This is a genomic window from Caldicoprobacter guelmensis, assembly GCF_016908415.1.
In the GTDB taxonomy this organism is placed as follows: Bacteria; Bacillota; Clostridia; order Caldicoprobacterales; family Caldicoprobacteraceae; genus Caldicoprobacter; species Caldicoprobacter guelmensis.
This window is the reverse complement of record NZ_JAFBDW010000004.1, coordinates 174484-199468: the sequence shown is the minus strand read 5'-3', so window position 1 is coordinate 199468 and position 24985 is coordinate 174484. Positions and strand designations below refer to the sequence as shown.

Genomic DNA, 24985 nt, shown 5'->3' with positions numbered 1-24985 from the left:
TGAATGGCTTCATGGCCTCAGAACCAATGAGCAGATGCGACGTTTTAATAGTTTCTGCCAGCTACGGAGCAGGACATCACCAGGTAGCCAATGCACTGGCTACAGCCATAAAACAGCAGCGTCCCCATTGGAGCATCGAAATATGCGATTTCTTAAACTATGTAAACCCTCTTTTCAAGCAAACGTTGCTATTTGGCTACCACCAGGTTATCAAGCACTTTTCGACTGGATATAAATGGTTTTACGAGGCCACACGCCATCTACCTCCTGACTCAAAATGGCGCCGCATGCTGAACCAAATAGGCAGCCAAAAGATGCTGGAAGACATATACAACCGTTCCCCCAGCGTCATAGTATGTACCTTCCCCACTCCGGCGGGTGTGATCTCATACCTCAAATCCCGCGGCTACATAGACACACCATTGGTAACCGTTATCACAGATGTAGCTTTTCACAGCCAGTGGATCCACCCTTATGTGGATGCCTATATAGTAGCAGCCGACGTAGTGGCCAAATACCTGAAAAAGAAGGGCATACCCCCCTCGCATCTGTACGTCACGGGTATCCCCCTGCGACAGGAGTTTATGGCTTCCTGCCATGACCCCTCGATATGGAATCGTTATAGCCTTAAGCAAGGTCTTTTTACACTTTTAATGATGGGTGGAGGCTGCGGCCTGCTGTCAGATATAGAAGATATATGTGAAAGGCTTGCAAAGCTTGAGCTGCCCATGCAGGCCATAGCAGTAACCGGTACCAATTATGCACTGGCCAAAAAGTTAGAAGATATATCACAGCATTCTAAAGTCCCCCTTCGCGTGCTAGGTTATGTAGACAACATAGCTCAGCTCATGGAAATATCCGACTTACTGCTTACAAAAGCCGGAGGGGTGACTATATTTGAGGCTTTAGCTAAAAAGCTGCCCATGCTAATCTATAAACCCCTGCCTGGGCATGAAAGAAGCAACGCCCACTTCCTGGTTCGCCATAAAGCAGCTATACTAGCAGACGACCAGGATGAAGTGATCAAGAACATCATAAATTGCGTCACTGACCCATCCATACTTAAAAATATGGCCCAGGCCATGGAACCTATATCAAAACCTTTTGCTGCCATTGATGCCGCAAACATTATCGTAGAAATTGCCGAGAATTACAAGAACAATTCTCAGCAATCCCGGCTGTTTATATCATAAAGTGGGTTTGTCTGTCTTCAATGTATTTGCAGCGCGGTATGTAGCTAATGCTAGCCCTTAAACATCCAAATCACTTATAGTGTATTGCGCAGTGACTAAGCATACTGCAAAAGTTTATCTTTATAAATACCGGATAAATACCGGTGACATGAGAAATATGAGCTAGCCGCCATAGCCGAAAAAGCCAATCCCACTACTAAGGCAGAATCAACAATTTTTAAGTAGAAAATATGGAAACAAGCAAATGACAAATCTGCAACAAAATATATTCATGAGGAAAGGATAATAAAAGATGTGGGCATTCATCTTTATCACAATAGCTGCGACCATGATATTTGCCATTTACTGCATTATACCAAATTACTGGATGCGCAACCGCTCAAAGCGTGTGTTGCGGCATGGAACAGCTGAAAAGCCGTGGATCGCCCTCACCTTTGACGACGGGCCCAACCCTCTATATACGCCCCAACTGCTGGACATCCTAAAAGATGCCGGCATAAAAGCCACATTTTTTGTGATGGGAAAGCAAGCACTCAAGCATCCTTACATACTTGAAAGGATGCATTCCGAGGGTCATACAATTGGATGTCATTCATTTTCTCACCGCCATGCATGGCTTATGTCCCCCTGGCACACCTTCAAAGACCTTGAACTGACCTACCAGACTATCGAGAGCTTTTTAGGATACAAACCCCGCTGGTATCGACCGCCGTGGGGCATGTTCAATCTCTGCAGTGCAGCAGCCGCTCGAAAGCTTGACCTCAAAATCGCTTACTGGTCCATTGAAGCGCAGGACTGGGAAGCCACAACTACCGCTCAACATATATACGACACCATCATTTCCCGCGCACAACCCGGCTCTATCATAGTGCTACATGATAACAGGGGAGCACCCGGCGCACCTGCCAAAACGCTGGAAGCACTCCCTCCTATAATAAAAGCTTTAAAGAAAAAGGGTTACACCTTTGTAACCCTTGACCAGCTGAAAGGAGATACGACATGATCAAAAAGCTGATAGTCCCAATATTTATACTATGGGAAAAAATATTTGCCAGGTTACACCATATATATACGGTTGAAAATTCGCCTTATGGGCTTTTGAGGATGAACATACATCCTTACACCGGAGACCCCCTTCCCTTAGAGGATGGCTCAATCCTTCAGCCAGGGGAATATGTGGCCGAACTCCACATCTCCAACACCGTCATATACAGCGGTAAGGTAGGCAACGTGACAGTGGCTTCTGACATACACCTGCTTCCTCTATTTAGAGAAGAAATACAAAACTTGGCAAGGCTCGCCCGGAATGGTAAGCTAGATCCTCGGGTAAAGGCACTGTGGGGCATTACCCTGTTTGGTCCAGGAGTAAAACGCATGGGCTTTCAAATGCGGCCACTGCCGCCTAGCAAAAACGCTGTAATGCTCAAGATGTGGATGGGATTCCTGCGCTGGATCTTCTCACCATCCACTGCCCGCAAACGCTCCAAGACCAGCGCCGCCAGACAGGCCCAAGAGTTCTGGATGTCCATCAACCACCTGCTTGAAAAGTATAGCAATTAATCTCCATTTACAGCTCTGTGTTTCAAACTTTTACGCCTCTTGAAGAAGGACAGCGAATCCCGCACAAGATAGATAAGCATTCCGGACGTCAGAATAATCAAAAATATCACTACAGTAAGGGCAGTTTTAAGAATGGCCACCTTTCCTGAGTCTAACCCCCCTGGGTTTTGTGCCTTATCTGTAACTCCAACCGTTACTTCAAATTGCTGGCTTCTGAATTCCAGATCATTTCCTTCCTGATCCTGCGCTTTGACCACCACGACAAATGAGCTTGTTTCCTCCACACTGAGGTAGGGCAAATTAAAAGTCTTCTCCTCCCCAGGATTGAGCACAAGCGCGCTCCCCATCCCAACCTTTCTCTCTTTTATCAGATCCTCAATGAATACTTCTATATTCCGCAAAGCCACACCGCCATCGTTTTTTATGGTACATTTCACCCGTACAGCTCCCGCTTTTTCCAGACTAGGCGGTTCCACTTCCACATCAATTGATACATTAGCCGCCTTTTCGGATACTTCGGCAGGTATCAGCAGTTCATCGGCTTCATATTTATAAGGAGCTCCCGTCAACTCATCTTTGGCTGTCAAAATCGTCTTACTCACTATTCCGTCATCATCCATTTCCTTTTCTATTGAGACCACTTTTTCCTCGCCCGGCCTCAAGCTGTCAAATGAGGCTATATTTCCCATCTCGGGTTCATACACCTCTACACCTTTCAATGCTACTTTACCGGTATTACGGATTGTATATGTCAGCGTAACAATACCGCCTGGCGCCACTTTTGGGGGTTCAAACTTCCTTTCGATCTCTACTGCCGCTTCTACTTTGGATATCTCTACAGTATAACTGGCTTCCACCTTTTGTGTGCTATCTTCGGGTACGCCGCTACACGTTATGGTGTACTTTCCCGCTGAATCAACCATAGCTTTATAGGTTGCAACCGTCTCCTGCCCCGGGAGTAGCTGAATTATCTCATAAAAGTTCTTACCCTTCCAGTCGATACACTGAATATTCTTCAGGGTAACATCGCCGGTATTTTTAATCCTAAGGGTAAAGGTCACTTCCTGTGGCGAGGCTATTTGCCTTTTATCAACACCGCCTTCTAAACTAAGGGAATACACAGGCTGCGGCTTTACCACTTCAACCTTGACCCTTGCGTTTTGAAACTCCTGCTGCATATCCCCTCCTATCGCCAGAGGGTCTTTGTATTTCAATATAAGGTAACTCTCGGTACTTTTTTCTAGATTAAATTTGTTCTTCACAGTCTTCTCTTCGCCCGGCTCCAGCCTGGAAATTCTGCCCAGCTCGCCCAGCTGGCTGTCCATGACAACTATATCCTCCAAAACCACGTTTGATGTTGACTTAACCTCCGCAACGTATTCCACTCTTTCACCCGTTTTAATCTGGGGTGGGCTGGCAGAATAACTTACGCTAAATCCTATATTGAATATATCAAAAGTACCTTCTTTAAGAACCGCCCACTCACTTTGCCCTTCAACCTGATATTCCACCCGATAGGTCACATAACCATCAATAGCCACATAAGTACTACCCCCATCGGCGCTGCTTATTTCCTGCTTTTCTCCTGGTGCAATACTTCTCTCAAACACAGTGGTCTCATTTTCATTGGTACGATGATTATAAAAATCCTCCCTTATGCGTACCTTGATAGGTTTATCCATAGAATTGGTTATGCTATACATAATTTTAAAAGGCTCTCCCGGTTGTATCACAGAAGGGCTCACTTCTACCGAGATGGTGACTTTCCCTTGAGCAAGTACCATCACATCGCTCAACAATGCCTGGGCAATCAACATAAAAACCATGAAAATGGGTAACCATTTCCAATACCTGCCGTTCATTATTCCCCTCCCCCTGTTTCAGTAATTCACGCTGTTGTTATATGATCACGTCCTCCAAACTCTCACTCAGCTTCACAAAAAATCAAGGTCAATTACCAGCTTCGCGAGCTCCCCCCACCTCCGGCACTACCACCGCCGCCAGAGCGTCCGCTTCCAAAACCTCCACCGCCAAATCCGCCACCTCTCGTGCCCGGACCAAACCAGCCTCCATATCCTCCACCACCCCTGGAACGGAATACGGTGGAGGTAATAGCCCCTCTGAAGAAGGCAAAATCGAAAAAGATAAATGCCACAACGAGTACCAGCCATAATATAAATCTTGACAAAGAAAAACCATCTTCTTCAGGCTGCTCAGCAGGTAAACTCGGCTCTTCGAGCAGCATATCGTCTCCCACCAATTTGTCTATATAGCCGTACTCCTTATAAATCTCATTCACTATCGCATTGAACCCTGCAACAATACCTTGACTATACCGGCCTTGTCGGAAAAAAGGGATCATGTACTCATCCTGTATCCTGCCGGTTTTTCCGTCCGTAAGCACTCCTTCAAGGCCATATCCCACCTCAATTCTGGACTGCCTCCCCTGCACATCCACAAATATAAGCACGCCATTATCTTTACCCTTCTGGCCTATACCCCACTTACGGAATAGTCCAAGGGTGTATTCCTCCAGCGGCCTGTCATCAATACCTTCAACGGTTACCACCACTACCTGAGCAGTAGTGGTATCTTCCAATTCCTCAGCAACCCTTAAGATATGCTCCTTTGCATCGGCATCCAGAATATTAGCATAGTCATTCACATAAAAAGCATCAGTCGGTTCAGGATAATTATCCTCTTCAGCGCTGCAGCCAGAAAATAAGAATATAAGCGTCACTATACATATGACTATCCTCATATCATTTACATGTTTCATCTTCAAACACCTTTAATCCTCAAACAGTTTGCCCACGTTAGGCACCTGTTTAGCATCTTCAGATGCCTCGAAATACTCAGCACGTTCAAAGCCAAATATGCTGGCTACAATGTTCATCGGAAATCTTCTAATAGTTGTGTTGTAATCTCGTGCTTTTTCATTATAATCCCGCCTTGCAACCGTAATCCTGTTTTCAGTACCCGCCAGCTCATCCTGCAGCTGAATAAAGTTCTGATTAGCCTTAAGTTCAGGGTAGTTCTCCGCTATAGCAAGTAGCCTGGACAAAGCGCTTGACACTTGAGCATCTGCCTGTGCCATGTCTTGAACAGTAGCAGCACCGGCCAGCTTTGCCCTAGCCTCAGCAATCTGGGCAAAAACCTCCGACTCATGGGCAGCATATCTTTTAACCGTTTCCACCAGATTGGGTATCAAATCGTTTCGCCTTTGAAGCTGGTTATCTATCTGACTTAGAGCCGTTTGCACCTCTTCGCTCTTTGCTACAAGGTTATTGTAACCGTTTATCATCCAAACAGCAATCAAAACAAGTATTATTCCTATAATTAAGACCGCTTTCACCCAATTTTTCATGTCTTTACCCCCAAAGCAAAAAATTTATATACTCAACTTATAATTATTCTACCAGCATTTATACACCATTACAACAAGAAAAAATGGAAACCACTTGTAGTGTACTTGTTTATGCTATCAATTCATTTATATGTCTTTTTCAAAGTTTTATTATGAAAGTTTTTAAACAGTGTTTTTTACCTTGCTTACCTTGCTTAAGCGTGCATTACAGATAAGTTGTATTATTCTCGATAACAGGTATAATAATGAACAAGAGAATAAATTCTTTTGACCTTTATTGACTTTTGCTTTTGAGTATGATAATATAGTGTTGACAAAGCCAATAAATGCCTGTTTTAAAAGATACAGACACCCGAAAGGAGTTGAGGCATATGCCGTTTTTCTGGTACGACCCAACCATGGTACTGCTTTTACCGGCAATACTTCTGGCTATATACGCCCAATTTAAGGTACAGAGCACCTTTGCCAGGTATTCCAGAATTCCCGCACGCAGCGGTCTGACAGGTGCCGAGGTAGCCCGAGAAATCCTTCGTGACAACAGGATCTACGACGTAAGGGTTGAGATGACGCCGGGAATGCTCACAGATCACTACGACCCTCATAATAAAGTGCTAAGGCTTTCTCCTCAGGTATATAACTCCAGCTCTCTGGCTGCACTAGGCGTAGCAGCCCATGAAGCCGGGCACGTGATACAACATCAATATGGATATATACCTTTTAATATTCGCACGCTTATCGTGCCAGTAGCTGCCATCGGTTCACAGTTGGCATTTCCTCTATTGTTCCTAGGCCTGGTATTTGGTCTCAGAGAATTGGCGCAAATAGGCGTAATAGCCTTCAGCTTAGCTGTACTGTTTCAATTGGTCACCCTCCCTGTAGAATACAACGCCAGCAGCAGAGCCATAGAAGCGCTAGAAGTGGGAGGGTATCTCACCAGAGAAGAAACGCCGCATACGCGCAAAGTATTGAACGCTGCAGCTCTCACTTACGTAGCAGCCACTTTAACGGCTGTATTGCAATTGCTCAGGCTCATGCTCATATCAGGATTTTTCGGCAGAAGAGACGAATAATGGTACAGAAACATCAAAGCAATAGCAAAAGTCGGGGCTTAAAGCCCCGACTTAGCTTTGTTCGCATAAAACCCTTTTCAACACGCCAATAGAATAATCTATGTCATCATAGGTTAACGCATCCGACACCTGAATCCTTATTCTGGCCTGGCCTTCAGGAACGACCGGATATCCAAATCCCACTACATATACTCCTTCCTCCAACATCCTTGCAGCAATCCTTATAGCCTTTGCTGTGTCATAGATCATAATTGGAATGATAGCGCTATCACCTTCAATAGTAATAATGCCTGCTTTCTTAAGTTGGTCCCTGAAATACTTAACTTTTTGGTGTAGTGAATGCACCTTTTCCGGATGCTCTTCTAAATATCTAGGGCTGCAAGAGCAATAGCAGCCAATACCGGCGGTAAAGAATTTGAAAATAAATGAGGTCTCGACCGTTGTATGCATAAATCGATCACCTCTTTTCGCCCTGCAATAAAACCGCCTCCTGCCCCTCCTAAAGCTTTACCAAACGTACCGGTTATAATATCAACCTGCCCAAGCATATTGTAATATTCCGCAGTACCACGACCTGTATCACCTATTACGCCGGTTGCATGAGAATCATCTACCATAACAACAGCATCATATTTCCTTGCTAACTCTATAATACCAGGAAGAGGTGCGATATCCCCTTCCATAGAAAAAACCCCATCAGTGACAATAAGTGCCACACCGCCTCCCGCAGTAGCCTCTTTTAGCTTTTCCTCAAGTGAATCCAGGTCCGCATGGCGGTACACCAAACGCTGCACACCTTTTGAAACCAATCTACACCCGTCTATAATGCTGGCATGGTTTAATTCGTCAGATATTACAGCATCCCCTGGATTCAATAGTGCCGGAATAACAGCCGTATTGGCACTCCAGCACGAGGTATATGTCAATGCTGCCTCAGCATGAAGAAATTGTGCCACTTTATTTTCTAAAGTTCTGTGTATATCATATGTTCCGCAAATAAATCTAACGCTGGCAGCTCCTGCCCCATATTTCTTAAGTGCTTCAATCCCTTTTTCAATAAGTTTAGGATGGTTTGCCAATCCTAGATAATTGTTAGAACACAGTACGACGACATCGCCGTATTTTTCAACAGCACTCCTACCACTTACTGATGATACGAGGTAACGATATTCTTTATAGATTCCCTCTTCCTTCAATAAATTAAGCTGAGCGTTAATCCTCTCATACAGCCGTCTGCTCATAAAAACCCTCCTTTTTATTTTGAAACCTTAAGCAAAACCTTTATTGCCCTGTTTGCCTCCATCTCCATAAACCCTTTTTCTACATCTTCAAAATCCAGTACATGGGTAATTATAGGGTCTATCACTTTACCATTCTTTAGAAGAAAGCTTTCGCATTGATACCAAGTTTCAAACATCCTTCGGCCAGTAATTCCTCGCAGGGTAACTCCTTTGAATATTATCTGTTCGGCTAAATTGAGTTCTACTTCACGGGGCGGAATGCCAAGCAAGCTCACTTCACCGCCATTACTCAAAAGCTCCAACCCCAACCTTAACGATTGGCTATTCCCACTCATTTCAAGGAATACATCAGGCCCTAAACCATCTGTATACTCTATTATCTTTTCTCTCACATCAGCATCATAAAAATCCAGCACATGGTCAGCCCCTACTTTGAGAGCAATCTCTCTCTTAAAAGGATTGGGTTCCACTACTATAACCTTTCTGGCCCCATTCTCCTTGGCAATGGGTATAGCAAAAAGCCCTATGGAACCTGCACCGGTTATAAGAACGTTCTTCATGCTAACCGGCTGGGCCATGACAGTGTGCATGGCATTCCCTAAGGGGTCAAACAGAGCACCATAAAAGTCAGGAATGTCAGGATGTACCGTCCAGACATTGTCGGCAGGAACGCATACAAACTCGGCAAAACAGCCGTCTCTGTCAACACCCAGTATCTTCACGTCTTTACAAATATGCCCCTGTCCATTTCTGCAATATTTACAATGTCCACACGTTATATGCCCTTCGGCCGATACCCTCTGCCCTATCTGTAAATGCTTTACATTTTTCCCTATCGCATATACCGTTCCAATGAATTCATGGCCTATGATGAGGGGAGGTTTAACCCTGCCCTCAGCCCAAGAGTCCCATCTGTAGATATGCAGGTCAGTACCACAAATACCCACGATTTTCACTTTAATGAGCACCTCATCAGGACCTGGTTCTGGAATGACAGCAGTAGTGACTTCTATCCCCCGGCCAGGACCTTGCTTTCTCACAACCTTCATGGTGGACATATCAAATCCTCCCCTCCCCTACTTTGTTTAACATATCGAACCTTATGTTTATTATATTAAATAAACTATGCGCTGTCAATCCAAATAATTCTTAAATTTTAACAGTTGACCTGCGGGACATCCTGCAGCTATAATACAATTGCTACAATATATGAGGGCAAAATAGATTGAGCTGCAAAAACCTTCTATTTTCATTTAAAACTGCGATGACATACGCCGTAAGCAGGAAATAAATAAAATTTACTCTTTACAAGGCAGGGAAATCACAATGGATAAAAAGCAACCCCCAGCAATCGGGAAAAACATCGCCAACTACAGAAAGCAAAAAGGGATGAGCATGGATGAACTGGCCAAGAGGTCAGGGGTGTCAAAATCAATGCTTTCTCAAATTGAACAGGAAAAGACCAATCCCACAGTAGTTACATTGTGGAAGATCGCCAATGCGCTCAATATACCCGTTGAATACTTATTAAAAGCCCAATCGGTTTCACAGATAGAAGTGCTAAGGAAAGATGATGCACCCATATTTTACTCCGAGGATCGCTCTTGCCTCATACGCGTAAACTCCCCTGTCCACATGATAGACAATCTTGAACTTTATGACATGACTTTCAAGCCGAGGGGCAAACTCCATTCTAAACCCCATTTTCCCAACGCCGAAGAATTTTTGACTGTCATTACCGGTAAATTCAAAGTTACCGCCGGCGAGAGTTCAGCAGTACTAAACGAAGGGGATACAGGAAGATATAAAGCCGACAGGGAACACATAATAGAGAATTTAACCGACCAAGAAGCAAAGGCTTATTTGGTGGTGTGGTTCCCCCAGTAAGGCAAAAAAAGAAACCGCTCTTTTTAAATCTTTCAAAAGAGCGGTTTCTTCTATAATATATAATAACTTTCTTTTTTGTCACTTATACTCTCCCTGGCTTTGGTTAGCATAAAGCAGCCTTATTTCACCACTATCCTGTGATACGTCTTCTTGCCCTTGCGTACCAGCAAGCTGCCATCCTGCAGGTCCTGTTCAGTCAGCTGGCGTTCAATGCTGTCCACCCTTTCACCGTTTATATAAAGCCCGCCCTGTGCAATCAGGCGCCTGCCCTCACCCTTTGAGGGAATAAACCCTACCTTGTACAGCAGATCGATCACGTTGGCATTTTGCCTGTACTCCTCCAATGTTATCTCAGTTGTGGGCACGGCATCCAAATCCCCGCCGCTGCCAAATAAAGCTTCAGCAGCCATCTGCGCCTTCTTAGCCTCTTCCTCGCCATGGACGTTTTTGGTCACCTCATATGCCAGTACCTTTTTGGCCTCGTTTATCTTCTCACCCGGAAGGCTTGCCAGGCGCTCAACCTCATCCATGGGCAGGAATGTAAGAAGTGCGAGGCACTTCTTAACATCGGCATCGGCTATATTCCTCCAGTATTGGTAGAAATCGTACGGACTGGTCTTATGGGGGTCAAGCCATATAGCCCCCGCCCTGGTCTTGCCCATCTTCTGCCCATCACTGGTGGTGAGCAGGGTAAAGGTAATGCCGTACACCTGCTCTCCTTCCACCCTGCGTATTAGGTCAACACCCGCTAAAATATTGGACCACTGGTCATCCCCACCCATTTGCAGGCGGCAGCCATATCGCCTATAAAGCTCAAGGAAGTCGTAGCTCTGCATCAGCATATAATTGAATTCGAGGAAAGAAAGCCCTCGCTCCAGCCTGGCTTTAAAGCACTCAGCCGTCAACATGCGGTTCACCGAAAAATGCACGCCTATCTCTCTCAAAAACTTTATATAATTAAGGTTAAGCAGCCAGTCAGCATTGTTGACCATAATGGCTTTGCCTTCAGAAAAGTCTAGAAACCTTGAAAACTGCCTTTTAAAAGCCTCAGCATTTCTGGCAATGGTCTCTGCGCTCATCATCTCCCGCATATCGGTACGGCCACTGGGGTCCCCCACCATGGCAGTACCCCCACCTATGAGTGCTATAGGCCTGTGACCAGCCCTTTGCATGTGCGCCATGGCCATAATCTGGATGAAATGCCCCACGTGCAGGCTGTCAGCAGTGGGATCAAAGCCTATGTAAAAAGTGACGGCTTCCCGTCCCAAAAGCTCCCTTACCTCTTCCTCGTGAGTAACTTGCGCTATAAAACCCCTCTCTTTTAATACGTCAAAAACGTTTGACACTTCGATTCCTCCAACCTTTAATTATTTTAATCTCAGGAATAAAACAGCGATTCATTCAATGATTGGCTTTTCACAAAATTTTAACTTATACGCTCTACAAATTCAAGCCCCCGAGCTAGTAATTTATAAGGTCACCCTCACAACCTGTAAAATGCGGCGTTTAAGATATATTTACAAACTCCTTTCTCAAAATTGGCAGCGTATCCTCAACAATTTGATGAGGTACTGCCTTTTTCCGCACTTTCTTTAATGGTCAGCTCTTCGCAACTTTGCCCTTTTGGTATCATAGTCTAATGACATTCCATCAGCCTGTTTGCCTGCAACAGCGCTCAACTTTTCCATCCACAAAGAAACGGTATAACCGACAAGGAAAAATGCAACGCTCAACATCATCTGCACCGTGCTCGAAAAGCCTGAAGGTATAATCAAGAGAGTTGAAGCCACCACTATGCCTAAAATGACGTGATGGATAAAAACATGATACCTCTTGAGTAAAAAGTTGACAAACCTTGCCAGGCCTACTGCTGACAGCACGATCCCCACAAACAAAGGCAATATTACGTCCAACCTCATATCAGCAATGCCGGCTGCCATTGGCTGATAAAGGCCCAGGAATACGAGTATGGAGGATGAGCTTAAACCAGGTATCACCAAGCTCAATCCCCATATGGCGCCGCATAGAAAATACCATGCAGTGGTAGGAGCAATCTTGATGGTTTGCCCTGCTTTCAGAGAGGATAAAAACGCATAAAATATGACCAGGCTAACCACAAAATACGACCAGGAAACCGCCCCAGTACCCTTTTTTTCAACCTCACGAAAAAGCGAGGGAAACATACCCGCAATGAGTCCAACAAATAAAGAAGCCGCCAGGGCTGAAGAAGCATCAAAAAGCACTTCCACCACCCTCGCCAGCCCCAGAAAACCTATCACCCACCCTATCGCTATGGGTATGAACAGCCTGTAATACCTAATCAGTGACTGTACGGGATGAGAAAGCAACGCGATCATGGGCTGGTATATACCGAAAACCACGCACAGCACGCCTCCGCTAACGCCAGGCAATATGGCGCTGCTTCCTATAAGGGCACCCTGGATAATCCTCAAGGTCCATAATCTAATCAGGTATTTCAAATGTGATTGTTTGTTGCTTCTCATATTTTGCATCACTCTTTCATGAAGGTTATCCGTTTTGTTATACTCTTATATATTAGCAAATATTAGCAAATAATCAACGCTTAGGCCAGGAAACATAAGATAAAACTTTTAAACTAAAAGGCCTTTCACTTTGTATATCAGAGTACATGCAATCTGAGTTTTTGTTTTACTTCTTCTATAGTATATTTACAGCATTTGTTAACCTGTTCAAAATCATATACAACAGCTTTTACTCCTTTACATTCACACTGATGTCTCACTTTTTTAGAAAACTTTCTAGCTACCAATATCCCACCCATACATTCTTCTCCAATTTCATCCATATAACCTTTAAGCTGGTCAATATCTTCTTTCCGTGCCTCACCAGTTTTTACTTCTATAATAATCTTTTTAGAATATCCTACGGGCATACGACTTTTTATAAGAATATCAACATGCCCTTCTGATAAGGCTTTTTCACCGAGAACCTCATAATCTTCTGCATGTAAATCCAGCAGTCCTACGCTACTAAATAATGCCTGGAGATTTTCATACTGCGATAAATGCTGTCTTATTAAGGATTGAAGGATAATTTCCTGAAAAAAGAAAACCTCCGGCGTATTTTGAAGCTTTCTATCCCACACAATAACCGGTGTAAATGTCTCATATTTATCTAAATCCAAATTCTCAAGCTGTCCAGAATAAATTTGGCCCATTTGAGAGACTGATTGCAAAGTGGTTTGATCAGCCTGAAAGTGAGTCTTTCGATATCCTCCTCTTAACAACAAATTTTCGGCTACATATGCGAATTCCGGTTTAACCATCGATTCAACAAATTGGCGAATCGGCTCCAAGTGAAGTCTGAAAGGAAAATAATAAGTCTTTCCCGAACTGAAAGTAATTAGGGGCCATGGTGGAAGATATTGAGCATCCTTTAAAGCTTTCTTCTTGCTAACTCTATAAAGGTTATATACTTTTGCTCCGTATAAAAATGACACGAAATCTCCTTCCTGGATCTCCATAAAAGTCCACAAACCATTGATGCTATTTGTGAAACCTGCCAGTCCATATTTTATACATAAATCCAGATTGGTCTTATTGGACACGGAGATTAAGAAGTATGCCATGATATTACCCCCTACATAAAACTATCGAAAAGCTCATTGCTCCATTGCCTGAGCTGGGTTACCCTCTTGCTCCACACTGCCGGTCTCCATATACGCAGGTCATTTAACATCATCTCCACCGAAAGCACATCAGCAAAGCCGTACTTTTCGATCACTGTCCGTTGTCCCTCAGGAGTTATTGAACCCCAGATTAACACGGCTCCATCCACATGCACTTCGTGACCTCTTACCTTAACCTTATATGACTCTGGATGTTTCGCTAAGTGTAAAAATTTCAAAAAAGCCGTATTTCGATGGTGTTCAAGCTGCCATGCACCAGTAAGGCGTAAATATCTATAATTTTGAAACTCCAGCTCGCACTTCATCTCGGCCACAAAAATTTTACCGGTCTTTCGATGGCGAAGAGTAAAATCGAGAGTATGACCACGCGCTTCGCCGGGGGCATAAACGGTAGGCCGTCCCAGATCTTCATAAGGCGCCTGAAGGCAACTACACCAGTATCTCACAACTTCTTCGCTGAACAAACCAAAAAGGCGCGAAAGGAATTTATCCTTTGCAGCCTCACCACTGTGAAAAATTTTATCAAAGTCAATTGTCATGGTTGATTACTCCTCTTTCCACTCATACCCGCAATCCCTGCAAAAATGATCCGGGTTATCTTTCATGATGACGCAGCCACCTAGTTTTACCTCTCCGGCTTCAGCCCTCTTGAAAAGCTCATAGGTCGGCAAGCCATATACAATTTCCCCGCAATCTGTGGAACCGCATTTTGGGCATTTCACACAATCTGCCATAAGCTTTACTCCTCCTATTCTGCAAAGGGTCAACTTACCCATGTGACAAACATAACCAGTTATTATAATCAAACAACAATTATACCCAGACTATATTTTTTAAAGCTATTCTAATGCCCTACACAGTACCGCCTGTTCCAATCCTCGTCATCCCTGTACCCGTCCAGCAAATCATCCGCTATTTGCAATATAACATCCTTCAATTCCACTTTTTCAACCCACTCAGAAGGAATACGGCTCAAACCCAGATACGCCCCCAGTATATTGCCGGTTATGGCACCCGTGCTGTCGCTGTCTCCATCGTGGTTTACAGCAGCAAGTAATGCCTTCTTAAAATCACCTCTGTATTTCAATGCACAATAAGTTGCTATCCCTAAAGCCTCTTCTCCAACCCAGCCTTCACCAAGCTTTAAAATGGCATCTATATCGGATATATCGCTTTTTGATAGTTCAAGGGCCATGTTCAAACTTTGTATACATTCCTCGCTTCCCTCATACCACTTCAGCTTCTCAATAGCAGCCTTTACCACTGCTTCAATGTCTTCCCCTTCCATAATCAAGGCAATTATGTAGGCCAAAGCGCCAGCGGACAAATAACCCGATGGATGGCCGTGAGTGGTGGCTGCAAACTCGGCCGCCTTCTCAAAAGCCTCATCCTTTGGATAAAACAAGCCTGCCGGTGCAACACGCATCACCCCACCGCATCCCTTGCTGTTGTTGATGGGATTATCGATAGTACCCATCTTGCCGCTTGATAAGGCAGATAAACAGGTGTTGCCAGGCCCCCTCCTTGCATGAAGCTCTTTTACACCATACAGCCAACCACTATATATACCTTCATAAAGACCATCAACTAAGCCGATGCTCTCTGGTACTCCACGGCTCCCCTGTGTGTGCAACCACCTCAAATAAGCACGATACACAGATATAGTAGCATCACAATTGCCTCTGGTCCTCCGCGCAACTTCTGCTAGGAGTATGCCTTCAGCAGTGAAAAGCGTCATCTGCGTATCATCGGTGATTTCGGCTTTGCCGTTTATGGACACAACAAGGTCAGTAATGCCGCTTTCACCATATTTTGCCTTTATCTCACTTGTACGCATGAACTCCACAGGCCATCCCAATGCATCGCCAATTGCTCCGCCAAGCAGGCAGCCTCTGAAGTGGTCTTTGTCTTTTTTCATACACATCCAACTCCTGATTTATAAATCTCTTTGTTTCATCTTACCTATGGAATACGGGCAAAAATAGCTCACTCTATCCCAGCTACTTCTTACTGTTTCAGGTTGCGGACAATCTTATTCAGCTTCTAGCAATCAACGCATATACTTATCTTAAAAACACTACTTCAATTCCTTCCACTCTACTATTTGCGCATTTATCTGCCTCAAAGTCTCTTTTACCTTGTTCTCTAGCGTCATTGAATCTATCTCTTTTTGCGTTTGTGCCTCGATCTCTACTGTAACTTGTAGTTCAGAGCCACATTGTATCAAAGGCCTAAATACACCATTTACAATCTGGGATATCTTATCCCATGGAACGGTGACTTTCATGTACACGCCTTTCATTTTATTTGAAGGCAAAACTACAGGCGCATCACTTTGTCCTAAAGGTTGCTCACCTGCTGGTATAAATACAGATCTCGAGTTACGGGTATCCACACCACCAATATCAAATCCACTCTTTGGCGATTCTATTTGTCCCCCAACCTCGCCTTTCGGAACAGCTTCACTCTTTTCCTTTTCAATTTCGGCCCTTTCAGGTTTTACAACCACCATATCTACGCTTAACCCCGAGTAAAAAGGTTCCCTATAATAAAGCCTATTGCCGGCCCTTAATCCTACCAACCCATTCATGACACCGTTCTTTACGGCCTCAAACAATACATCTTCTTTTTCCAAACACGGCAGTCCAGGCGTTTTAAGAAAAACATCGTAAATCTCTTGAATAGTCTTCTCCTCTTCATCCTTAGCAAACCCGCGGTCCAATATCGCTTTCACGGTTATACTCGAAAGAACTCTTTCCTCTTTCTTTAAGTAGTCCATTATTCGTGCAGTCAATGAGCTATACTGTCCAACAGTGGCTATGCCCATATCTTTCCATATAATGCTTCCATTGCTGCGCCATCCTATATGCCGATAGGCGTTTATCACGGTATCCGGTATATCATCTTCCGCTCTCTTTAACCTATTTTGCAACTCTATTTTTGCATTTTCTGCTAAGGGGATGCTTGCATCCTCAGCAATGCTCTTTAACGCCAAATATCTCCTTATCTGTTGTTCAAGGTTTATATAAACCGCCGTATCCAGCGCTACCACAAATAGGGTGTTACGATAAATTCTGAACGAAACCCCTGCATAGTCAAAAAGCTCCTTTACAAACTTCTCGGTATCAACATCCCCATACCTGAACTCCGGAGACAGCACCACCAATTTCAAACTCCTGTTATCTGGAATATCAGAAGTAGCACGAGGCCAAACATATACATCCAACAAAGGCCCTTTTAGCATTCTTTTTAACTGCTTATCAAAATAGTCGTTAATATCATTAACTTCTATCAACGCTTCTTTGTCGATTATTACCCTATTGAGATTAGGCTGATTTTTGAAACTGTAGGTTCGCCCTTCTGCATGAAAGTACCACAGAGCCTCCTCCAGCTTATCTACAGCATCCCCTACAATGGTAGAGGGTATGCCTTCTCTCAGCAAGGCAACACGGAGCCACGGCAGATTTACCCCTCTGCTACTTCCTCTTCCGCTAAAAGAATAAAGAAAAACAGAAGTCGCTAGCCCTTTCGCAATCCCATATTTTTCATATTCGCTGCCCATCTCTTTATCTATCTGCACTGCTTTACCTGTAATATCCCCATCCACTACGCTATTGTACTCATTACCTATGTGTTTTATAAACTCTTGGCGCACAGGTATATCTGACAATTCTACCATGGATGATTGAATCAACGGAGCAGATACCCTGCGATCATAAAGAAACTTCACCACATTAGCTAAAAGCCTTAAAACCCCTCGAGTGCGTTGAAAAGTTTGGAAAGATCCCCATCGTTCATACAACACATCTATAAACTCCGGATGGAAGGGATAAGCCCTCTCTATCTTTTCTCGATACGCAGTCTCACGTACCTCCCTAGGAACATCATTGCCCAGGCTCTGGTAAAGCTTAAAATAAGCCTCTGCTACCTGACGATGAATTGTAACATCTCCCAGGTCTTCAAAAAGGCGTTTGCGGATAACTTCGTAAATTTCTATCCCCTCCACAGGCACATATATACTCTCCACCCTGCCTAATACCTTTTGTAATTGCATAAGAGCCTTTTCCGCTTCTTCATCATACTGCTCCAAAATACTGGCAGGCAAAGTTACCACAAGCACAGACCTGTCTGAGGTAGCCACCACTTCTGACAACTCCTGCATAAAAGCCAAGGTCTGTCCCTGTGTGATCTTTTCCTCCTTTTCAAATCGATTGGCTTTAACTACATATTCCAATAGCTCATCTATCAAAATCAGTGCAGGGCCGCTTTTTTGCAGTATTTCCTTGAGCCTTTCTTTACCCGGAGCTATTCGCATTTTGTCATGCTCTTTAACTACTTCATAGCACCCAAGCTGCTCGGCAATTGCACCCCACGGCGTCCTTCCTCTAATAGGGTCAGCCATTGTACCCACAAAAGCCGCTACTTTCTGACCCGATAACTTGTCTATATTCGGCAGCAGCTCTCGAATCTGAGCAAAATGTGAAACCTGCCCTGGCGTTTTTACCAGATGATAAAGGGACAGCAAGGCATGGGTCTTACCGCCGCCAAATGGCGTTTGCAGCTGTATTATCGGATCTCCCTGTCCAATAGTCAAACGCTCCACAACGTTGCGAATAAGGCTTTTAAGCCCCTGTGTAAGATAGGTCTTCCCGAAGAAAAGCCTTGGATCCTTATACTCCTCAGGTGCAGTACCAATTAAAACGTCACCCAAGTCAGCTGCAAAAATCGATTCACTTAAAGTCCCCTTTTTAATGTCTTCATGAGGTCTTACCACCTGCCACCAAGCCGGTAAACTCATGTTCATCCCCCTTCATACACTTATTTTCAATTCGCAAAAAATGACCATTAATTTTGCCACATATCCATTTGTACTCCTTTTTCACCGCCTTTTTCACCGCCACCATTGTTATTCCCTGCTGACTTTTGATAGCTTTCCCGTCCATACAGGAAACCTTGAAGCATCTGCTTTTCCTTATCCCCAGATGGCAATACTTCCGAAAGCGCCTGTGCTACCTGCCAAAAAGAGTTATTGTGAAGCTGCCCTGTCACGGTAAGGATTTCAGTGATTTTCTTGCGATCATTTTTCTCCCATAATATAAGACAGGCATGGAGAATATCCACCATATTCTCAAATCTAGCTCTCTCAATAAATCTTGTCCCTCTGTCCTTAGGTCCCAGCACCAAGATATATTCTCCGTCCTTCTTTATAAAGCCCTCGTCCCAGTATTGAGAAAGCTCAATACCCACCGCATTTGCAAGCTTTCTCGCCTCATCAAATATAACTCTTGCTCCATTGTAAGTCCAGCGCCAGAGAAGGTAAAATCTTGTTTCAGCATCAATTCCTCCTAAATGGCTATCTTTTAGGATTCGCGCCAAAGCATACTCGCTTACCGTTGTACGGATAAACTCCAGAAGTTCTGCTGCCTTTATTTCTTGACCAGCGTATGTTTCTACCCGCTGGTATTTGCCAAAAACCTCAAGCGCCGGACCGATGGCAGAAATAAAGAAGTCACTGCCACCTATGCCTTCGCTCCAGAACTGGTCAAGCTTCTGGCGAATCCTTTCCTCAACCAAGGACTTTATCTCGTTGAAATAGGCTGTCTCTTGGGTGGTACGCTTGCGGCAAACCATGTATATGGACGACGCCAATGCCGCAGACTCTTGAGCCCTAAGCCGCCCCTGCATCTCTGTGTTTATCGGCCAGGAAGCAGTAAGGTAAAGTCCCGATTCCAAAAGGGCGTTAATTATGGTCTCCCACGCATCCGTGCTCTTGTGAGCAAACACGATCACGGCAATGCCATCGGGCTTTAGCACGCGTGCCATCTCTTTAAAGGCTTTAGAAATCATGCGTTCGAAAAACCTCTTGCCTTCTTCAAAACCCCCTTGTTCATGTGTATATGCAACGATTTCCTCCGATTTTGGCGTAAGCGGTGTCGCAAACAAATCAGGATACAGCTCCCCAACTGTACGCTTAAGCCAAACATAAAAGAAATCCGAAAGATAGGAGTATGGTACATTGTCATAGTAAGGGGGATCGGTAATCACGGCGTCAAAGTAATTGTCTGGGTAAGGCAGGAAGGTGGCAGAAGCTTGTGTGACTTTGGCTGACTGAAAAACTAATAATAGATTTCCTAATACTTCTATTGTTGAACCGACATCCCATTGTCCTCTTGCATTACCAAATGGGTTAACTTCTCCATAATCCCATACTATAGGTAAAGCTTGTCTATCAAAAGCTCTTTCAAATGAAATAACATCAGAACGCCATCTAGTTAGTACTACTAAATATGTTGCCAATCTATCCACACCCAACGCCAAATACGTCACAACCGCCTTGGCATATTCCTCCTCGTAACCTTCCTCTATCATCTTCCCATACGCATCCCGCACCTTATCCGCGAAAGTCAGCAATGCAAGCTTCTGGCGAGAATTAAAGAGGTCTCCCCACGTAGTCATTCCCCAGTTATAAACAGAAAAGGCCCGTTCAGCTCCAGAACCTCCACCTTGAGGGGTAGGTTCATCCGGCACTGGCTCAAAACCCCACTTATCCCATAGTTCCTCGCGTTTTTTCTCCAGATACTTCTCTGCCTCACGGAAAATCTCAATATCATTTTCATTTGCCAGCCTGTAAAATTTGCCCTGCCTTTGCGGATGATGCATCACCACTGCCACCATACGCTGGCCGGCAATGCCTTCTTGGAACTGCTTGCGCACCTCTCTATCGGTAAGGCCACTGCCACAGCAAGGGCATATAGCTCTTGCCCGCGCTATGGTACCTTGAGAAGGGTCAAAGTCTATATTGTCAACTTCAACAATCTCAAAATTGACACAGTTATTCTTTGGTACAATGCGCAGCGCCACTTTTTTATTATCTTTTTTTGCCAGCCATGTTTGACGCATAAGCGGAATCTCGGATTTGCAATTAGGATTGTTGCATCTAACCGTCCTTGCCCAGATGTACCCTACAGGAATGCTGCCATCAGGCTCTTCAGGATAAAATCGCCCTATTTCCTTTTTAACCTCCTCCAACACCCATAATCCCCATTTTTTAACATCTTCCAGAAGCGGGTTATATTCTTTCTCTGCCTTGCCGCCTATTTGCAGCTCTTGCTTTATCTTCATTGTCTTACCATATTTTTGAGGGAATTCAAGCGTTGCCTTCTCAATAAGGACAGCTACGGGATTTAAGTCGCTGGCATAGGTTTCGCAGCCCAAGCGGAGAGCCTCCAGGGGTATGGCACCACCTCCGGCGAAAGGGTCCAGCACTTTGGGTGGTTCCCCATTGTTTGCCTCCAGTATTTCTCTCTTTGCCTTCTCTATATAAACAGGATTTAACGAATTTTCCCATTTAGAAAGCTCAGCGATAAATTTTGCCCGTTCTGCTCGCTGTTTTTCATTTTCCACTTCAGGGGTCAAAGCTGCATATATTGTAGCCCGTGAGGCTGCAAGAGGCCGTCTTGCCCACCAAATATGCAGGGTCGAAATATGACCATGGCGTATATTCTTCTCGCGAGCAGACTCCTCGCTCACAGATTTAACTGGAAAAGTTGATTCGATGAAAGCTCTCTTTTTGTTCAATTTACCACACGCTCCCTTTTTGTCTCCCTTTGTTTATTTTAAACCTTTTTGGCGGCATTTTGCCAGTCTTTAATAATATATCTCACTATCTCTATCTCTTCCTGTGGCTTAAAACAAGCAGCAGGATTTCGAATAATATAAAGCTGGGGATTGGTAGCCGCCTGCTCTACCACATATAACCAGTATTCCTCTTTTAAACGATTGGCCATTACCCATTCATTGGGAGTAAGAGCAATGGCTCCACTCCTGGCTCTGGCCTTGACTTCTATATATCTATAGGTGCCGTCTTTGGCAACCGAGCGGATATCGTAACCTAGAAATTGATTGGAAACATCTTCTGGTTCTCTGCCCTGTCGGCGTTCATATTCCATTGCTACTTCCATTCCTATTCTCTCTATCTCCCTATCGCTGACCATTTCCTCAGAAGGCTGCTTTGCTGGCACAACGCGAATGACTGCAAACACACTGGGTTCCGAAACTGTCAGATTGGTTTGTGCTCTTATCTCATCCAAAAGTCGCTTTTTCTTTTTCTCCAAATCCTCTCGCTTGCGTTCCTCCTGAACTATGGTGACATGCGGTATGTTCTCGCCCTTTAGCTTTCTTATTTCATAATCAGACAATTTGGCTTCTGACTCAAGAATCAGAGAGTCAAGTGACGTCAGCCCATACTTTCTCTTTATCTCAGCATCCTTTTGCCTGTATTGTAGTAGTTCATCCCTATAGGGATATAACAATCTCTCAAGAGCGAAGCAGACGACTTTTTCTTTCAAATCAGATGAGATTGAAGGAATTTCCATATTGTCATCCTTTACAGCCGGTTTTAGGTCCCAAATAAGCGAAGGGTTGACGTTGATTAAATTGCCTTGCTCATTCTGGTAAATACAGAACAGCTTTCGTCCTGCAATATCGCCCCTTCCATCCTTTATCTCTCCCATCAGAAACCACAGCAGTCCATCTTTTTTGCCATCCGGGTCAATAAATACCGCTCCTTTCAATACATCCTGATGATATTTATCAAATATGACCTCCAAGACAGCTTCCATGAGCGGATGGCCAATGGTTACAAACTCGGCTTGCCCCTTAAAAGCTTCCTCCTTATCGAATGCCACCTTTAAATATTCCCTGTACACCTCACCATATTTATACTTAATCTTGCTGGACTTATCACGGATTTCAAATGGTACAGACGGTATCCGCCAAAATCCATCCTGTCTTCTTTCCATTCGAATCTGCAATTCATTAGCAGCCCGTAAGAAAAACCTCTCGATATATTCAGGTACTAAACGGTTTTCCTTGGCTGCTCTTTGTTCGCCTATAATCCTGGACAAATCAATGTGTCGAGTGGCCAAAGCCTCCATAGTTACTTCTTTAACCCTGTTTATAGCCTCTACATCAGGTATGCGTTCCATTTCAGCCAGGATATCTTCCATAGTCCTTTGCTTTGTAATAGCCTGTATTATAAGGTCTTTTAAGTTAATGCCGGGCAACACATCCCCTATCACATCAAAAACCCTGTCTGACCCCAAATGTTGTTTCATACGATTTAATTTATCAAACAACGCCTGTAGGATCTTGCCTTCCAATGTGTCCTCAGCTACCAGATTGTAGATATAAACCTCTTGACGCTGACCATAGCGGTGAATTCTTCCCATCCTCTGTTCTAGCCTATTAGGATTCCATGGTATATCGTAGTTTACCATCAGCGAACAGAATTGGAGGTTGATGCCTTCACCTGCTGCCTCGGTAGCAACCATTATCTGGGCCCTATTTTTAAACTCATGTTCCGCTCTGATGCGGTCATCCATGTTCATTCCGCCATGAATCATCGAAACTGTAAAGCCCCATCTTTTTATTTTATCAGCCAGATACTCTAGAGTATCCCTAGACTCTGTAAAAACCAAGAGCTTTGCCCCTGATTCCTTTATTTTAGAATCTTCAATCACTTCACGAAGCCGATTCAGCTTGGTTTCAATCTCCTGCTTTTCAACCTCCTTTGCCATATCAACAAGCTGAGCGAGCTTATCTATTTCAACCTTTAACTCCTCAAGCGTTTCAGCAGAAGTAAGCTTTTCTAGAAGCTCATCTTCTCTCTCCCATCGCAGTTCCTCTTCCAAATCCTCCATATACTCTTCCGAATAGTCAAGCTCCTGCAAAACCAGTCCTTTTTGATACAATTCCTGTAATCTATTTAAACGTCGTTCTAGAGATTTCCGCACCGCACGAACACTTGACGCTAATCTGCGCTGCAAAATGGTCAAAGCAAAAGCAACATTGCGCTTTTCCTTCTGCAAAGCCTTATTGAAGTTCTGCCTTACATATTCAGTAACCGCATTGTAAAGCCTTTTTTCCTGTTCGCTCAACTGATACTTTACCGTCTCTACATGCCGCGGTGGAAAAAGAGGAGCATTATTGAAATCCTTAAGGTCCTCCTTTAATCGCCTTAAAAAGAGCGGGTTATCCCTGTCTTTAATAGAAGTTTCCAGCATCTTGGCGTCAGCAAAAAGCCCCGGTTGAAGTAAATCTAGGAATAATCTGAAATTTTCTGTATCTCCTCTGTGTGGCGTGGCCGTAAGGAATAAAAGAGATTTAGTAATCTGCGAAATTAGCTCACCAAACTGATAACGTGCCGTTTTGGTGATTTTTTCACCATATTTATAAGCTGACATTTTGTGTGCCTCATCAACTATAACCAAATCCCAAAAAGATTCTTTGAGAGAATCCATTACGTCATCCTGCTTTGCAAAATCTAAAGAGGTTATAACCTGATGCTGTTCCAACCAAATATTTTGTCCCCAGCTGGCACTCATCACACCACGATCAACGATTAAAAAATTCTCTTGAAACCGCTCTTTCATCTCCCTAAGCCATTGATACTTAAGGTGCCCTGGAACTATTATTAATACTCTGTTGACAAGCCCCCTGTATTTCAATTCTTTCAACAACAAGCCTGCCATGATTGTCTTACCGGCTCCAGGATCATCGGCAAGGAGGAAACGAATATTTGGACTTTTCAATATGTAGTGATATACCGCTTCAATCTGATGGGGTAGTGGATCTATCTGAGAAACGCTTACACCGTACAGTGGATCAAATTGAAATGCGTTGCGTATACGCATCCCTTCTAAATAAAGAAAGGCATGTTCAGCATTACCTGTAAACTCTAGGTCATATTCAACAGCTTTTTTAATTGTCTTCAACTCGTCAGCCGTCAAAACTGGATCATAATACCTTCGCGTATCAATTCCTACAGCTTCTATTTTCACCATTGTATTACCAATATAACTAACAGCTATTACCTTTACTCGCTCGGGAAAAAGTGGAGAGGAAATCACGTCTCCACTTTTAAAATTCACTAGTTGCTCTACCCCCACAACCATCCACCCCAAATTTAACCAATTGTTTATCATAGTTACTATTAT

At 44.0% G+C, this 24985-nt stretch carries 20 protein-coding genes; 5 read left to right on the top strand and 15 right to left on the bottom strand.

The features are described from left to right. Positions 1-11 precede the first annotated feature (11 nt). The 3 genes from JOD02_RS07070 (at position 12) to JOD02_RS07060 (ending at position 2753) form a co-directional block, all read left to right on the top strand. On the top strand, positions 12-1193 hold the full coding sequence (locus JOD02_RS07070) for an MGDG synthase family glycosyltransferase (protein WP_204488235.1): 1182 nt from the start codon (positions 12-14) through the stop codon (positions 1191-1193). A 292-nt stretch (positions 1194-1485) separates the two neighbouring features. After that, a complete protein-coding gene (locus JOD02_RS07065) occupies positions 1486-2196 on the top strand; it encodes a polysaccharide deacetylase family protein (RefSeq protein WP_204488233.1) in 711 nt (236 codons plus the stop codon). Next, complete coding sequence (locus tag JOD02_RS07060) at positions 2193-2753, top strand: YkoP family protein (RefSeq protein ID WP_204488231.1); 561 nt, start codon at positions 2193-2195, stop codon at positions 2751-2753. The genes JOD02_RS07065 and JOD02_RS07060 overlap by 4 nt, the downstream gene beginning before the upstream one ends. Here the strand turns inward: JOD02_RS07060 and JOD02_RS07055 are convergent. The 3 genes from JOD02_RS07055 to JOD02_RS07045 all read right to left on the bottom strand — a co-directional run bounded on the left by JOD02_RS07055 (position 2750) and on the right by JOD02_RS07045 (position 6120). Further along, positions 2750-4615 carry a hypothetical protein gene (locus tag JOD02_RS07055; protein ID WP_204488229.1) on the bottom strand — a complete coding sequence of 622 codons (1866 nt, stop codon included), beginning with the start codon at positions 4613-4615 and terminating at the stop codon, positions 2750-2752. The two genes, JOD02_RS07060 and JOD02_RS07055, sit on opposite strands and share 4 nt — an antisense overlap. Positions 4616-4707: 92 nt before the next feature. Next, the gene (locus JOD02_RS07050; protein ID WP_204488227.1) at positions 4708-5532 is read right to left on the bottom strand and encodes a TPM domain-containing protein; all 825 of its coding nucleotides are present in this window, start codon (positions 5530-5532) and stop codon (positions 4708-4710) included. Between the two features lie 12 nt (positions 5533-5544). Beyond that, positions 5545-6120, bottom strand: coding sequence for a LemA family protein (locus JOD02_RS07045; protein ID WP_204488225.1), 576 nt, complete (start codon positions 6118-6120; stop codon positions 5545-5547). Between the two features lie 371 nt (positions 6121-6491). On the opposite strand from JOD02_RS07045, the gene JOD02_RS07040 reads away from it, so the two are divergent. Then, a complete protein-coding gene (locus tag JOD02_RS07040) occupies positions 6492-7190 on the top strand; it encodes a zinc metallopeptidase (protein WP_204488223.1) in 699 nt (232 codons plus the stop codon). A gap of 51 nt (positions 7191-7241) precedes the next feature. On the opposite strand, the gene JOD02_RS11635 is transcribed toward JOD02_RS07040, so the two are convergent. Genes JOD02_RS11635 through tdh form a run of 3 tightly spaced genes read right to left on the bottom strand, consistent with a single transcriptional unit; the run spans position 7242 to position 9489 of the window. Then, complete coding sequence (locus JOD02_RS11635) at positions 7242-7535, bottom strand: aminotransferase class I/II-fold pyridoxal phosphate-dependent enzyme (RefSeq protein ID WP_341534548.1); 294 nt, start codon at positions 7533-7535, stop codon at positions 7242-7244. Positions 7536-7552: 17 nt separating this feature from the next. Then, on the bottom strand, positions 7553-8431 hold the full coding sequence (locus JOD02_RS07035; RefSeq protein ID WP_279380665.1) for an aminotransferase class I/II-fold pyridoxal phosphate-dependent enzyme: 879 nt from the start codon (positions 8429-8431) through the stop codon (positions 7553-7555). Positions 8432-8445: 14 nt separating this feature from the next. Then, on the bottom strand, positions 8446-9489 hold the full coding sequence (gene tdh / locus JOD02_RS07030; RefSeq protein WP_204488221.1) for an L-threonine 3-dehydrogenase: 1044 nt from the start codon (positions 9487-9489) through the stop codon (positions 8446-8448). Between the two features lie 268 nt (positions 9490-9757). Here tdh and JOD02_RS07025 point away from each other — a divergent pair, with 268 nt between their 5' ends. Next, on the top strand, positions 9758-10318 hold the full coding sequence (locus tag JOD02_RS07025; protein ID WP_204488219.1) for a helix-turn-helix domain-containing protein: 561 nt from the start codon (positions 9758-9760) through the stop codon (positions 10316-10318). Between the two features lie 119 nt (positions 10319-10437). Here JOD02_RS07025 and tyrS read toward each other — a convergent pair whose 3' ends face one another. From tyrS to JOD02_RS06980, 9 genes are all read right to left on the bottom strand, one after another. Beyond that, positions 10438-11664 carry a tyrosine--tRNA ligase gene (gene tyrS / locus JOD02_RS07020; RefSeq protein WP_204488217.1) on the bottom strand — a complete coding sequence of 409 codons (1227 nt, stop codon included), beginning with the start codon at positions 11662-11664 and terminating at the stop codon, positions 10438-10440. 246 nt (positions 11665-11910) lie between these two features. Further along, positions 11911-12822, bottom strand: a complete 912-nt coding sequence (locus JOD02_RS07015; protein WP_204488216.1) for a DUF368 domain-containing protein — start codon at positions 12820-12822, stop codon at positions 11911-11913. Between the two features lie 137 nt (positions 12823-12959). Then, positions 12960-13928, bottom strand: coding sequence for a hypothetical protein (locus JOD02_RS07010; RefSeq protein ID WP_204488215.1), 969 nt, complete (start codon positions 13926-13928; stop codon positions 12960-12962). 11 nt (positions 13929-13939) lie between these two features. Further along, positions 13940-14527: a hypothetical protein gene (locus tag JOD02_RS07005; RefSeq protein WP_204488214.1), complete on the bottom strand. Its 588-nt coding sequence runs from the start codon at positions 14525-14527 to the stop codon at positions 13940-13942. A 6-nt stretch (positions 14528-14533) separates the two neighbouring features. Next, positions 14534-14722, bottom strand: coding sequence for a hypothetical protein (locus tag JOD02_RS07000; protein ID WP_204488213.1), 189 nt, complete (start codon positions 14720-14722; stop codon positions 14534-14536). A 110-nt stretch (positions 14723-14832) separates the two neighbouring features. Then, positions 14833-15906 carry an ADP-ribosylglycohydrolase family protein gene (locus JOD02_RS06995; RefSeq protein WP_243426393.1) on the bottom strand — a complete coding sequence of 358 codons (1074 nt, stop codon included), beginning with the start codon at positions 15904-15906 and terminating at the stop codon, positions 14833-14835. Positions 15907-16065: 159 nt separating this feature from the next. Continuing rightward, the gene (locus JOD02_RS06990; protein WP_204488211.1) at positions 16066-18786 is read right to left on the bottom strand and encodes an ATP-binding protein; all 2721 of its coding nucleotides are present in this window, start codon (positions 18784-18786) and stop codon (positions 16066-16068) included. Positions 18787-18833: 47 nt separating this feature from the next. Then, entirely contained in the window at positions 18834-21566 is a 2733-nt protein-coding gene (locus tag JOD02_RS06985; RefSeq protein ID WP_204488209.1) for a DUF1156 domain-containing protein, read from the bottom strand. A gap of 38 nt (positions 21567-21604) precedes the next feature. Beyond that, positions 21605-24973, bottom strand: coding sequence for a helicase-related protein (locus JOD02_RS06980; protein WP_243426392.1), 3369 nt, complete (start codon positions 24971-24973; stop codon positions 21605-21607). Positions 24974-24985 lie beyond the last annotated feature (12 nt).